Source organism: Chelonobacter oris, from assembly GCF_000772535.1.
GTDB lineage: Bacteria > Pseudomonadota > Gammaproteobacteria > Enterobacterales > Pasteurellaceae > Chelonobacter > Chelonobacter oris.
In genome coordinates, this window is record NZ_JSUM01000019.1 from 1 (window position 1) to 13,619 (window position 13,619).

The following is a 13,619-nucleotide window of genomic DNA, read 5'->3' on the forward strand; positions in this document are numbered from 1 at the left end:
TAGACATTCAGGAAATATTTGCAATACCCTTTTTATAAAAAAATGTGATTTTTTTCTTAAGTGCTTTAAAATCAATCAACCTAGGCTTTTTTGAGATTTTAGCACAAAAAAGCACCGTATTCGGCGCTTTCAATAACTGCGATTGATCACGAATTAGGCTTTAACGCATATTTTCCTGACCCTAACAACATAATTGCCAAAAAACCAAATAGGAAAGTCGCAATCCCCTCAACCGACCAAGCGCCTACTCGACTCAATGTGAAAAAATCGCCACTGTGCATCAGCAAAATGACAATAAGAGAAGTTCCTACTGCGATAAAAGCGGATAAACGCGTAAAAATACCTAAAATAATTAAAATAGGCGCGACCACTTCCCCAATATAGGCGGCGTAAGCAAAAAATCCGGGTAAGTCTAACTCTACAAATTTCCCCTGGATAAAGGCGGTCCCCGCAAAAATTTTATGTACACCATGCAGTAAGAACATGCCCGAAAAGCCGATTCTTAATAAGAATTTCGCCAATTCTGGATGATCAACAGCTTGATTAAATTTTGTTAATAATCTATTCATCATTTGTTTAGTTTATCTTTTTAGTATGGATTAGAAAGCAAGGATTTTAGCATCGGCAATTTTTCTCAGCTACCGACTAATTGTCATAACTTATAACCAACTGATCTATAAGAAAAAATAGGATGAATATTGAAATTTAGTTATACGGGGAGGGGTAAAAGATCGGGTTAAAAATGGCTGAAAGAGAAAGTGGTCGGCGAGATAGGATTTGAACCTACGACCCACTGGTCCCAAACCAGTTGCGCTACCAAGCTGCGCTACTCGCCGATGGTAACTTCTTGTTAATTATTAACCAGAAGTAAAATTGGGGTGGCTAATGGGACTTGAACCCACGACAACCGGAATCACAATCCGGGGCTCTACCAACTGAGCTATAGCCACCATTGTCAACGAGCGTTAGCTGAATCAAAACGCGAACGCATGGCGCGCTCGACAGGATTCGAACCTGAGACCTTTGGCTCCGGAGGCCAACGCTCTATCCAACTGAGCTACGAGCGCACATCGCGTCGTTGCGGAGCGCATATTAAGTGTTTCTCGATAGCTTGTCTAGTGATTTTTTTATTTTTTTTATTGCTTGCTGTTAAAATATGCAGATTGTTTACTATTTACCAAAATTCTGTTTATTTTGCTGGCAAGATCACAATTTGTTAATAAAATAATAATATGCGTATTTCAACAAGTTCACTTGTCGGCGCCAACGGGTCGGTTGGCTTAACAGGCGATACAGCCACTCAAGATTGGCTTTTTGCCAAATCAGGGGCGCCCGTTTTACTCTGCCGATGAAAACATCATAAGTGCCGCCAACGCCCATATAAAGCGCTTCGGGATAAACTTGCTGACATGCGGACATAAACCGCTCTTGCTTCGGCGACCCCATTGCTACCGTAACAATTTTTGCACCGCTGGTTTTGATTTTTTCAATGAGCGCTGCCTGTTGCTCCGCTTTAAAATAGCCGTCTTGCGATCCAACCAGATTCACGTTCCACTGCGATTGTAATTTTTGCTTAGTTTGTTGCAAAACCTCGGGGTGTCCGCCGACCAAAAATACCGATGTCTGCAATGTACCGGCTTTTTCCATCAGGGCATACCAAAGATCACACCCTGCCACTCGTTGCAAATTACGGTGTTGCGGATATTTTTTATGTATGGATTTTACAATGCTCATTCCATCGGCATATTTAAATTCGGCATTTAACAGCAATTCTCTGATTTCAGGCTGTTTTTCAGCCGTAATGATTTTTTCGGCATTAATCGCTATTAATTTACCCTGCTGAATACCATTTTCATTCAATAAAAAATCCAGAAATGCGCGCTGATCTTCCACGGCTAAAATGTAGATTCCGCGAATATTGACTTTTTCAATTTTCATATTTTCAATCCTTCGGTTGTTGCCGTAATGTGCTTATATCGGACACTGCCGGTTTGGCGCATTACCGCTACAATCAGTTTTGTTATCACTATCGCCATGATAAAAATCAGTGAGAAGAATACAAACCGTGAAACAAATGCATCCATGCCTTCCCGCACCAAAACGATAATATTAAAAAGATTGGCAAAACAATATGCCTGAATTATTGCGCCACGGCTTCGATTCAGCGTATTTCTGCCATATTGGTATAAAAAATCCATGCCTTTTATCAGCCAACCGCAGGCTAATGCCCCTAGAATCATCAGCGGAATACCACCCATGATCAGGAAAGATCCGAGCAATGTCGGGGAAATTGCCAATCCGGCATAATAATTCAGCACTTCCCACGTGAAATAATTGGCGGCATTGACAACCAGATCCGGACGAGCTTCCCACAATGCTTTAGGAATGAAAACGTAAAAATCCCGTATGATCGGCGCCAGCCCTTGAAATTCAATTTGATCGTAATGCGAAAACAGCAACGCCAAATTTTCCCAAGGGGAAAACGTATCTCTCGTTAAATACAGAAACGTGTAAAATGCTTCACTGCCGCTAACGTCCAATCCATAACGGGCCAGTGCCAGACCGAACATCGCCACGATCGCCGCCGCCCCTGCAATGCCGAGCGTCACGATCGAAATATACTGTTTGCTGATGCCGATAAAAAAGAAAATCGCTACCGCCAGCGCAATATTCGCCCGTGTACCGCCGACCAGCAAATAGGTCAATACGCCGAAGCCGACACCAAACAACAAAAACAGCCACCAATTTAATTTACTCGGTTTTAAAAAATAGAGAATCAATAATCCCGGCAAAAAGAAATAAAAGAAACGTTTTAACGCTGTACCACTGACACTTTGGGAAAAAATTTGGCTGTAACTGTCCAGTTTAAACAGTAAAAATCCGTTCAAGCTGAAAAACAATGCAATGGTCGTCAAGGCGACCAGCAATAAAATCAGTGCGCTGATCACGCCTTCGGAAGCGGACTTAAGACGTGCCGTTTGCCAAGATGAAAGTGGTTTGAACGTTTCTCTGTAATTGCTCCGCTTGGGCAATAACCGCACTTGATAGCTGACATAATACAGCACATAGAAAGCAAGTGCCGAAAACAGGGTAATAAACAAAATCTCAAACGGCAGTGCCTGTACATTGAAGCCGAATGCGAGGATCATGCTGAACGGAAACCCCAAATAAAAAGTCAGCAGGTAAACTAAGGTGAACAATAGGTGAAAAGAGAACCGCACTTTTTTGAACGACTGATAGGCCAAATAACCGATCAGCACAACAGAGAATGTATAAAGCAGCACCAACGCGCTTAATTGTGTCAAACCGAGCATCATATGCTATTTCTGTCCCCATTTGGTCAAAAGCTGAACCCAACCGTCGGCAAAATTCGGTGCAAAAAAATCAATTTGTGTTTTATCCAATTGTGTTAACCGCACTTGACTTGTTGCAATTTTTTCACGATCGAGTTCATTCATCTCGATAAACGGAATTTGTTGCCGCCGCATATCGAGGCAAAACGGGTTTTCCGCATTCAATACCAACGGAATAGAAAACTGTGTCAATAAACAAATTGTACCGATACCTTGTTGACGGGCAAAAATAAAATACCCCAAATCGCATTGCGCCAAAATCGCTAAATAGGTCTGAAATTCGATTTTGTTTTCAAATACCGTCACCGCACTTTCATCAAACAACTCACGAGCTTTATTTTTCACCTGCTTAATATAAGGTTGATTATTTTCCGGATAGCCCATTGGAATCAATATGTTAACTTTATCACCCAACTGCTGTCTGATTTGTTGCAAGGCTGCGAGATGTCGGTTGGATTGATCGCCCGAGTTGCCCAATAAAATCGTTAACGGCTTATCAGAAACCGCATTTTGCTTCTCCGTGCGTAATGTCGGATCCATTTTGGCCGGGAAATACAGCACCGTCTGTTCCGCTGTTGAATTTAACCGGCTAAAACGGTTGAGATCACCAACTGTTGCAAAAACATGACGTAATCTTTTTTGTGCCAGCCGACGCAACGGGTAAAACAGCTTAAATTGCCATTTAACCGAATCTTCATAGAGATCCGCCCCCCAAATATGCCAACCGATGCGATCCAACGGCAATTTACCGCAGAGAATCGCCAGCCAAATCGCCACATTAAACTGCCCGTGCAGCAGGTAAAAAGTATCATTGCGCTGTTTTACTTCCTGCAATAGAAAATCCGCCAACGCTTTTTTAGTGTGAAAACGCACCACTTCCTGCGGATCATCTGCCTTGGCTGCACCGACAATATAAAAACCGGCTCTGGCTTGCGCCGGAATGCGATCCCACAATTGTGTGCGAAAAAAATCCATAACGGTTTGATTATGGTGCGGAATATCCGAACCCAAAATATGGCAGATTCTCATCAACTTCCCTTATTAACCGCCCGTTTTTGATAGATCAAAAAACCGATCACACATAACAGAAAATAAATCATATAGGTAAACAGATACGCCTGTGTCGCCCCTTGTGCGCCGTATAACGGAATTAACCAATAAGACGATCCGAGTAACAGGCTAAATTGGCAGATTTCAGCCAAAACATACAGCCTCAAGGCCGCTTTAGCCACAATCAGATAGCCGAAAATATAGGCGGATACTTTGAATACGTCCCCTAACAGCTGCCACGCAAACAAATTTTCCATCGGCAAAAATTGTTCCGAGAACAAAATCCGAATCACCAATTCCCGCAAGACATAAATCGCAAGGCTGACCGACAGCACCACCGGCAGCACGAATTTTAAGGCTTTCCAAACTTCCCGTTTGATCGCCTCGTGCTGTGTCAGTTTAGCAAAGGTCGGCAACAAATAAACTGAAAATGCGGCGGTGATAAATTGCAGATAAGCATCGGAAATTTTGCTTACCCCTTGCCATAAACCGACATCATGCACGCTGTAAAACGCCATTAAGCGATCACGCATCACGATATAGGCGACGGGCAATGTGATCGCAGTAGCCAATACCATGCCTGAAAATTTAAGTAACTTTCGTGCCTGAGCCGACTCAAAGTGCGGTTTAAGTAAGGCTAGCGAAAAAGTCGATTTCGTTTTTTTTAATATCAAACAGGCGGGGAAAACCGCCACTGCCGGCACAATGGCCAAACCGACTAAGGCGCCGTGATAACCAAAGCCGTATAAACCGGCTAAAAAGCCGATGATGCCTAACAGAGATCCGATAATAATACTGACGGCGTTGCCTTTAGCATTGCGCTGACCACGCAAGATCGCTAAAAAATAGTTACTGAAAGCAATGCCGAATTGGATCACCGCCAACAGCCGAATGACATGCTGATAGCCTTGTTCGGCAAATAAAAAATCGGCAATCAAACCGGCAAACGACAACATCAAAATGCCGAGTAAGGCGGAAAACAGTAAAATAATCGTCGAAGATGTCCCCAAAACCGCTTTCAAGTGCGGTAATTGATCTTCATATTCAGCGACATATTTGGTAACACCGTTAAAAATACCGGCGCCGGCAAAAACGCCCAGCACCGTTAATAAAGTCATGTAATTGGCCGCTCGCCCGACACCTTCGGTGCCGAAAGATACCGCTAGCAATTTCACGACCAACAAGCCGATCAAAATCTTGATCAATGTCGAGGCTGCCGTCCAGATTGTGGTTTTTCCAAGCGACTTTTTCATAGAACGGATAAGCAATCCATGCCTATAGCGCCTGCTGTAGATAACGGGCGGCAACTGCAATAACCTTCACTACTTCGTCATCAGTCATGTTATAGAACAGCGGCAAACGAACCAAACGCTCGCTCTCTTGCGTGGTGAACTGATCAACACCGTTAAAACGCCCGAATTGTTCCCCTGCCGGGCTGGAATGCAGCGGCACATAGTGGAAAACACTTAATATCTCTTCCGCTTTGAGTGCATCAATAAACGAAGTGCGGTCGGCGACATCTTTCAATTTCAGATAAAACATATGCGCATTATGTCGACACGCCGACGGGATATACGGCAGCTCAATCCGACTACCGGCAAACGGTTGAAATGCTTGATAATAATGTTCCCAAATCGCTAAACGGCGACGGTTGATGTCATCCGCCGCTTCCAATTGTGCATACAGATAAGCCGCTTGCAAATCAGACATCAAGAAACTGGATCCCATATCGCGCCAAGTATACTTATCCACTTGCCCACGAAAAAACTGACTGCGGTTAGTGCCTTTTTCGCGAATAATTTCCGCCCGCTCGATCAATTTTTCATCATTGATCAGGGTCGCGCCGCCCTCACCACCGGCGGTATAATTTTTGGTTTCGTGGAAACTGTAACAGCCGATATGTCCGATTGTACCCAACGCTTTGCCTTTATAATTCGCCATCACGCCTTGTGCCGCATCTTCGATCACCCACAGCCTATATTTTTCCGCCAGTGCCATAATCGTGTCCATTTCACACGCCACCCCGGCATAGTGCACCGGCACAATCGCTTTGGTTTTGGGTGTGATCGCCGCTTCGATTTTACTTTCGTCCAAATTCATCGTCTCGGGGCGCACATCAACGAATACAATCTTTGCGCCACGCAGCACAAACGCATTGGCGGTAGAAACAAAAGTGTAACTCGGCATAATCACTTCATCGCCGGGTTGAATATCAATCAGCAATGCCGCCATCTCCAGTGATGCGGTACAAGACGGGGTCAGCAATACTTTTTTGGCGGCGAAACGCTGTTGCTGCCACTGTTCGGCCAGTCGGGTAAACGGGCCGTCACCACTGAGTTTTCCGCTGTTTAATGCGTGGGCAATCTGCTGTTGTTCAGTGCCGACAACCGGCGGTTTATTGAATGGAATCATCATTATCCCCTAATACAAAATCGGTTATCGTTACCTTAACGATAAAACCAATAAGAAATCTGTGCAATTCGTCCCTGCTTTTGGTACAAATTGATTGCAGCCGAATTGCCGCTTTGTGTTGCAATCCAAAGTTGTTTATGCCGTTGTTGTAGGCTCCGGTTGACCGCACTTTGCAATAATTGCCCGGCAACGCCCTGCCCTCTGGCCTGCTTCGTCACAGCCAGTAACCCGATTCTGGCATTGTCCGCATCCAATTTGCGTAAGCTGACTGCGCCTCGTATGCCGCCGTTTATGTCTCTGCTCACCAAACAGACATGGTCAAATTGCCCCAAGACCGCTTTGCGAATCCAAGTGCGGTAAAACGCTTGATTTTGTTCTACACTGAACCACGGTTGGCGAAAACGGCTCACGCCAAAAGCATCGCCGAAAATCCTTTCCAATTCGGCAATATCCGCCTCGCCCGCCACGTCAAGCGGTTGCAAGGTCTGCATCGTGGCTGACAGCGGCAGACAGAAATCCAGCTCTCCTTCGATAAAGCGGAAACCGAGCTGTTGCAACGTGCCGATTTGTTCAATTTGATCGGCGCTTAATTTACATTGCAATAAGTCAAAGTCAGCAAAAACCGCACTTTGTTCCGCTTCGGCGATAAGTGCGGTCGGGCTTGTACTCAAAAATTGCAATTTGCCGATTTCCATGCCGAAAAATTCACTTTCCCAAGCATTGCGCGCAACCGAAAAATGAAGCGGTAGCGAGCTATTTTCAGCCACGCCAAATTCCTCGGGTATCAATCACCCATTGCTGTTTGATTGCGGCAGCGTCAATCGCTTTAAACTGCTGATGGTCAACCAACAACACGAGAATATCGGCATCTGCCAATGCTTGCTCCAGACTCGCCAATGTCACTTTCTGCTGTTCTAATTGAGCCGACAGCTTGTCAATATTCGGCTCGACCGCCAAGGTTTTCCCGGCGTGCCATTCTGCCAATTCCGCCGTAATTTCCACTGCCGGACTTTCACGCAAATCGTCAATGTCCGGTTTAAACGCCAGCCCCAGACAGGCAATCGTAACCTCCGATGCTTTGCAGTGACGTGCCGTCACTGCCTCGGCAAGGGCTTTTTTCACCTGTTCGATTACCCAGTGCGGTTTATAATCATTAACTTCGCGTGCCGTGCGAATCAGGCGAGCCTGTTCAGGGCTTTGTGCCACGATAAACCACGGATCAACTGCGATACAATGTCCGCCGACGCCGGCACCGGGTTGCAGAATATTCACCCGCGGATGGCGGTTCGCCAGTTTAATCAATTCCCATACGCTGATATTCAGCTGATCACAGATCAACGAGAGTTCATTGGCAAACGCAATATTCACATCACGGAAGCTGTTTTCGGTCAATTTACACATTTCCGCCGTGCGGGCGTTGGTGACGATACATTCGCCTTCGACAAACAATTTATACAGACGGGAAGCCTGTGCCGCACACGCTGGGGATAATCCGCCAATCACCCGGTCGTTGGAAAACAGCTCCTGCATGATTTTGCCCGGCAACACCCGCTCAGGGCAATATGCCAGTTTGATATCGGCATTATCCCCGGCTTGCGACGGAAAGGTTAAATCCGGTCGCATTTGTGACAGCCACTCTTCCACCTGCTCGGTTGCACCGACAGGCGATGTCGATTCCAACACCACCAGATTGCCTTTTTGCAATACCGGCGCAATGCTCTTCGAGGCGGATTCGACATAACTTAAATCCGGCTGATAATGATCTTTGAACGGTGTCGGGACGGCAATTAAAAAGGCGTCCGCCGGCAGCACCTTCGTGCTCGCCGTCAACAATCCCCGCTCAACCGCACTTTTCACCGCCACATCCAAATCCGGCTCGACAATATGAATCTTGCCCTGATTAATGGTATCAACCGCATAACGGTTTAAATCCACGCCTAAAACACGTTTGCCGCTGCTGGCAAATGCCGTTGCCGTCGGCAAGCCGATATAGCCCAAGCCGATGACCGAGATGGTATTAAATTCTGCATTCATATTTTTTTCTGTCATTTTTACTATCCGCTGTGATACAAACAACCCGTGTTATACGGATAAAAATTGTTTAATGGCGCTGACGATTCTTTCACAAGCTTTGCCGTCGCCATAAGGATTATTCGCTTTTGCCATTGCCTGATAATGTTCAGGCTCCGCCAACAAGCGCTCGACTTCCGTAATGATTTTTTGCGGATCGGTGCCGACCAGACGAACCGTTCCCGCTGCCACCGCTTCCGGCCGCTCGGTCGTATCGCGCATGACCAATACCGGCTTACCCAGTGAGGGCGCTTCTTCCTGAATGCCGCCGGAATCGGTGAGAATCAAATAAGCACGATTCATCAAATAAACGAACGGCAAATAGTCTTGCGGTTCAATAAGAAAGACATTATCGATACTGCTCAACCAGCGCTCCACCGGTTCACGCACATTCGGGTTAAGATGGACCGGATAGACGATTTGAAGATCGCGATGATTTTTCGCCAACGTAGCCAGACTTTCGCAAATCCGTTCAAAACCGGCGCCGAAACTTTCACGACGGTGTCCGGTCACCAGCAACAATTTCTTTTGCGGATCTAAAAACGGATAACCTTCCGCCAGTATCTGCGCAAGTGCGGTATCCGCCGCCAGTTTTTGTTTCACCCACAATAAGGCATCAATCACCGTATTACCTGTGACAACAATATTTTCATTCGGTTTCTTTTCTGCCAATAAATTTTGTTGCGCACTGCGTGTCGGTGCAAAATGATAGCTGGCAATCGCCCCGGTCAAACAGCGGTTCCCCTCCTCCGGCCACGGCGAATAGATATTACTGGTGCGAAGTCCGGCTTCGACATGCGCAACTTTAATCTGTTGGTAATAACAGGCGAGCGCAGCGGCAAATGTCGTGGTGGTATCGCCGTGTACCAGCACCAAATCCGGTTTAAACGTTGCCAATACCGCTTTTAACTCTTGCAAAATACGAACGCTGATATCAGTCAGATCCTGCCCGCTCTTCATGATGTTCAAATCATAATCCGGCACCAGCCCGAACAGGTGTAACACCTGATCCAGCATTTCTCGGTGCTGAGCGGTGACGCAGACCTTCGCTTCAATTTGCGGATCGCCCGCCAGAGCCTGCGCCAATGGCGCCATTTTTATCGCTTCCGGACGTGTGCCGAAAACCGTCAGAATCTTAAATTTGCTCATGTGATTTCTCCGCGTTGGTTTGAGAATGCGGCATTCGTGTTTGCGAAAATTTTCTCAATGCCAAGATAATCGCCAAAGCACAGCCTGCCAGCAAGCCCGCAAATGCCGCCGTTAACGTCCACAACAAAGAATTCGGGCTGTACGGCGCCTGCGGCTGTACCGGTGTTTTCAAATAATGAAATGCCTGAAATTGGTTATCCAACGGTTGCACCGAAGTCATCATGGCCAGTTTACTTTGCCACACCGCCGGCGAAACCAATTGCCCTTGCTGATCTTGCCCCAAATGATGATTTGCCGCCAACGTGATCCGATCAAATAAATTCTTCCATTTGGCAATCAAGGTCGCATATTCAGCCTGACGTGCGCTGATATTGGCATATGTCATAAATGCCGTCAGCAATTCGGCCGCCTGTTTGGGATTATCCAGCGTCAATTCGACTTTATCATTGCTGTTATTGCGGGCATTGCCTTCTGTCAGCGTAATACTTGAAATCAGCCGCTCTAACAACGCTTCGTCATGATTTTTATCGCCGTTCATCATTTGCTTGTAATAATCGCTGTCCGCCCAAAATGCTTTCAACACATCATAGGATTTGGCTCGTTGTGTGAATTGCTGATAGATAGCCTGCGGCAATGTCTTTCCCGCCTCGTCCGACAATTGTGCCGAAAGCGGTTTCGCCTCAAGCAATTGGTACATAGTATACAATGCGTAATAATTACCCAATTCATTCTCTTTCGGCGCTTCAATATACGCCTCCGCCCGCCATGCCGGTTTGATCACAAGTGAACTGACGACATAAGCCAGCCCCCCGGCGATGATCATCAGCAACAGAATCAGCCAGCTGCTGCGCAGCAGAATTTTGACAAACGCCAGTAAATCCAATTGTTCTACCGTGTGAAAGTGCGGTTGCCGCACCGATTTTTGTAAGGTTTCCGACATAAAAAAATTCCTTTTTTATGATAATGCCATGCGATTACACACTTTTTTTATAACGTAACGTGCGACGGCGCATCCGTTTAATAAAACGGGTTACCCGCCAAGCGCGTGTAATCGAATAATAGTAGACGAAAAACAGCAGAATAAATAATCCGAACATGATCCATTCGTCAATGTAGTAAATTTCACCCAGAATACCGAATCCGGCAAACAGCGCCGCAACAAAGGTAATTAAAAACAGTGCTTGACGTGAGCTTAGACCGGCGCGCATTAATAAATGATGCAGATGCAGCCTATCCGGTCGAAACGGACTTTTGCCCTTGCGCAAACGGCGGAAAATCACGGCGACCATATCGATAAGCGGAATGGCGATCACCCAAAGTGCGGTCACCGGATTAATCGGATGCCCGCTGCCTTGCGTACTGAGCAAAAGAATCCAAATTACGGTAAAACCGATCAATGTACTGCCGGAGTCTCCCATAAAAACTTTGTTGCTTATGCCGAATACGCTTAGATTAAACAGTGCATAAGGTAAAATCACAAAAATCAGTGCAAGACACCAAACCGCCAGATTAATCTGCCCGTCCAGCAACATCAGCAATGCCACTGCGCCGAAAGTAACGCCGGATAATCCGCCCAACAAACCGTCAATCCCGTCAATCATATTGAAGGCATTAATCACCGCCAGCGTAATCAACACCGTCACCACAAAAGACAACGAGCCCAACTGCAATTGGAACGGGCCGATAATTTGCCCGAGCGAGGCCAGTTCCAAATGCGCATAATGAATCATCATACCGGCCAAAATAATTTGGATAATCGCACGCAAAAACGGACTGAGGTCGAAGCGATCATCGAATACGCCGACAATCAACAGTACACTGACACAAAACAGATAGAGATAAGGAAAGCGCATCTCATTCCATTGTAATAAATAAAAACTGAGATTGCCGAGAAACAGTGCAATCCCGCCGATTAGCGGAATCGCGCCCTGATGACGTTTACGGTAATTGGGTTTGTCAACCAGCCCGACTTTCTGCGCCAAAGGACGGATGAAAATAAGTGCGCTAAGTGAAACGATAAAAGGCAGTAATAATGATAGCCACATATAAAAACTTCATTTTCCTGAATTAAGATCCACACTCATGGTTATAACCATTCTTGAGGAAAAAACACCCCTGTCAAATGTCGGGTTGTCTGTGTTTTGAATTGGGCAAGAATAACATAAAGATAAAATCAACTGATAATCTTTTTTTATTTCTGCGTAAAAAAGATCAATTTCGGGTACAATATCCGGCTAAAACAAATCACTGAAACAGGAATATGCCGATGAATCATTCAGAACAACTCTTTCAACAAGCACAGGATATTATTCCCGGCGGCGTCAACTCGCCGGTGCGCGCCTTTAAAGGTGTCGGCGGCACACCGTTATTTATTGAAAGAGCCGACGGCGCTTATATTTATGACAGCGACGGTAAGCAATATATCGATTATGTCGGCTCATGGGGGCCAATGATTTTAGGCCATAATCACCCCGCTATCCGCAATGCCGTGATTGAAACCGCGCAAAAAGGCTTGAGTTTCGGCGCGCCGACCGCACTTGAAATCGAATTGGCACAATTAGTATGCAAATTAATGCCTTCAATCGAGATGGTACGCATGGTCAGCTCCGGTACGGAAGCTACCATGTCGGCAATCCGTCTGGCTCGCGGCTACACCAAGCGTGACAAAATCATTAAATTCGAAGGCTGCTACCACGGCCATGCCGATGCCTTGCTGGTCAAGGCCGGTTCCGGCGCATTAACCTTAGGTCAGCCAAGCTCGCCCGGTGTACCGGCGGATTTCACCAAACACACACTGGTTTGCCAATATAACGATCCGGATTCGGTCAAACAGGTTTTTGAACAATACCCGCAAGACATCGCCTGTATTATCATCGAACCCGTTGCCGGCAACATGAATTGCGTTCCGCCGAAAGCGGGTTTCTTGCAGGAACTGCGCACCCTTTGTGATCAATACGGCGCACTGTTAATTATTGATGAAGTCATGACCGGCTTCCGCGTTGCCCTCGGCGGAGCACAAGCACATTATCAAGTCACACCGGACTTGACCTGTCTTGGCAAAGTAATCGGCGGCGGTATGCCGGTCGGCGCTTTCGGCGGCAAAAAATCGATTATGCAGCATCTGGCGCCATTAGGGCCTGTCTATCAGGCCGGAACGCTATCCGGCAATCCGATTGCCATGGCGGCCGGTTTAGCCTGCTTGACCGAACTGTCAAAGTGCGGTAACGAACAAAAACTGGCACAATTGACCAAGCGGTTGGCTGAAGGGTTAAAACAACGCGCCGCTCGCCACAACATTCCGTTAATTGTGAATTACGTCGGGGCTATGTTCGGTATTTATTTTACCGAACAAGCCGAAGTCAGTAGCTATCAGCAGGTTATGGCATGTGACGGCGAACGTTTCAAACAGTTCTTCCACGCTATGCTGAAAAAAGGCGTTTATCTCGCCCCTTCGGCTTTCGAAGCCGGTTTTATGTCGTTAGCGCACAGTGAAGCGGATATTGAGAAAACGCTGGATGCCGCCGAAACCTGTTTTGCCGAGTTTAATCGTATCTCATAAATCATTTTCATATATATACATTAAAC

At 46.4% G+C, this 13,619-nt stretch carries 12 protein-coding genes and 3 tRNA genes; 1 reads left to right on the top strand and 14 read right to left on the bottom strand.

Translation table 11 applies throughout. The features are described from left to right. Positions 1–146: 146 nt before the first annotated feature. From OA57_RS11145 to wecA, 14 genes are all read right to left on the bottom strand, one after another. Complete coding sequence (locus OA57_RS11145; RefSeq protein WP_034617862.1) at positions 147–572, bottom strand: DoxX family protein; 426 nt, start codon at positions 570–572, stop codon at positions 147–149. Positions 573–759: 187 nt separating this feature from the next. Continuing rightward, positions 760–836, bottom strand: a tRNA-Pro gene (locus tag OA57_RS11150). Between the two features lie 38 nt (positions 837–874). Continuing rightward, positions 875–950 (bottom strand) — tRNA-His (locus tag OA57_RS11155). A 40-nt stretch (positions 951–990) separates the two neighbouring features. Further along, positions 991–1,067 (bottom strand) — tRNA-Arg (locus OA57_RS11160). Between the two features lie 139 nt (positions 1,068–1,206). Further along, on the bottom strand, positions 1,207–1,938 hold the full coding sequence (wecG, locus tag OA57_RS11165) for a lipopolysaccharide N-acetylmannosaminouronosyltransferase (protein ID WP_034617865.1): 732 nt from the start codon (positions 1,936–1,938) through the stop codon (positions 1,207–1,209). Then, complete coding sequence (gene wzyE / locus OA57_RS11170) at positions 1,935–3,317, bottom strand: ECA oligosaccharide polymerase (protein ID WP_235424672.1); 1,383 nt, start codon at positions 3,315–3,317, stop codon at positions 1,935–1,937. The genes wecG and wzyE overlap by 4 nt, the downstream gene beginning before the upstream one ends. Before the next feature lie 3 nt (positions 3,318–3,320). Continuing rightward, positions 3,321–4,382 (bottom strand): TDP-N-acetylfucosamine:lipid II N-acetylfucosaminyltransferase, encoded by a 1,062-nt coding sequence (locus tag OA57_RS11175; RefSeq protein ID WP_034617868.1) that lies wholly within the window; start codon positions 4,380–4,382, stop codon positions 3,321–3,323. Continuing rightward, positions 4,382–5,656, bottom strand: coding sequence for a lipid III flippase WzxE (gene wzxE / locus OA57_RS11180; RefSeq protein WP_034617871.1), 1,275 nt, complete (start codon positions 5,654–5,656; stop codon positions 4,382–4,384). The genes OA57_RS11175 and wzxE overlap by 1 nt, the downstream gene beginning before the upstream one ends. 22 nt (positions 5,657–5,678) lie before the next feature. Next, the gene (gene rffA / locus OA57_RS11185) at positions 5,679–6,818 is read right to left on the bottom strand and encodes a dTDP-4-amino-4,6-dideoxygalactose transaminase (RefSeq protein WP_200883628.1); all 1,140 of its coding nucleotides are present in this window, start codon (positions 6,816–6,818) and stop codon (positions 5,679–5,681) included. 32 nt (positions 6,819–6,850) lie between these two features. Further along, complete coding sequence (rffC, locus tag OA57_RS11190) at positions 6,851–7,582, bottom strand: dTDP-4-amino-4,6-dideoxy-D-galactose acyltransferase (protein ID WP_034617876.1); 732 nt, start codon at positions 7,580–7,582, stop codon at positions 6,851–6,853. After that, on the bottom strand, positions 7,575–8,864 hold the full coding sequence (gene wecC, locus OA57_RS11195; protein WP_407637107.1) for a UDP-N-acetyl-D-mannosamine dehydrogenase: 1,290 nt from the start codon (positions 8,862–8,864) through the stop codon (positions 7,575–7,577). The genes rffC and wecC overlap by 8 nt, the downstream gene beginning before the upstream one ends. A gap of 33 nt (positions 8,865–8,897) precedes the next feature. Next, on the bottom strand, positions 8,898–10,034 hold the full coding sequence (gene wecB, locus OA57_RS11200) for a non-hydrolyzing UDP-N-acetylglucosamine 2-epimerase (protein WP_034617879.1): 1,137 nt from the start codon (positions 10,032–10,034) through the stop codon (positions 8,898–8,900). Continuing rightward, positions 10,021–10,974, bottom strand: a complete 954-nt coding sequence (locus OA57_RS11205; RefSeq protein WP_034617882.1) for a Wzz/FepE/Etk N-terminal domain-containing protein — start codon at positions 10,972–10,974, stop codon at positions 10,021–10,023. The genes wecB and OA57_RS11205 overlap by 14 nt, the downstream gene beginning before the upstream one ends. A 34-nt stretch (positions 10,975–11,008) precedes the next feature. Further along, positions 11,009–12,079, bottom strand: a complete 1,071-nt coding sequence (gene wecA, locus OA57_RS11210; RefSeq protein ID WP_034617885.1) for a UDP-N-acetylglucosamine--undecaprenyl-phosphate N-acetylglucosaminephosphotransferase — start codon at positions 12,077–12,079, stop codon at positions 11,009–11,011. Positions 12,080–12,300: 221 nt separating this feature from the next. Between wecA and hemL the strand changes: the two genes are divergently transcribed. Continuing rightward, entirely contained in the window at positions 12,301–13,593 is a 1,293-nt protein-coding gene (hemL, locus tag OA57_RS11215) for a glutamate-1-semialdehyde 2,1-aminomutase (RefSeq protein ID WP_034617888.1), read from the top strand. Positions 13,594–13,619 lie beyond the last annotated feature (26 nt).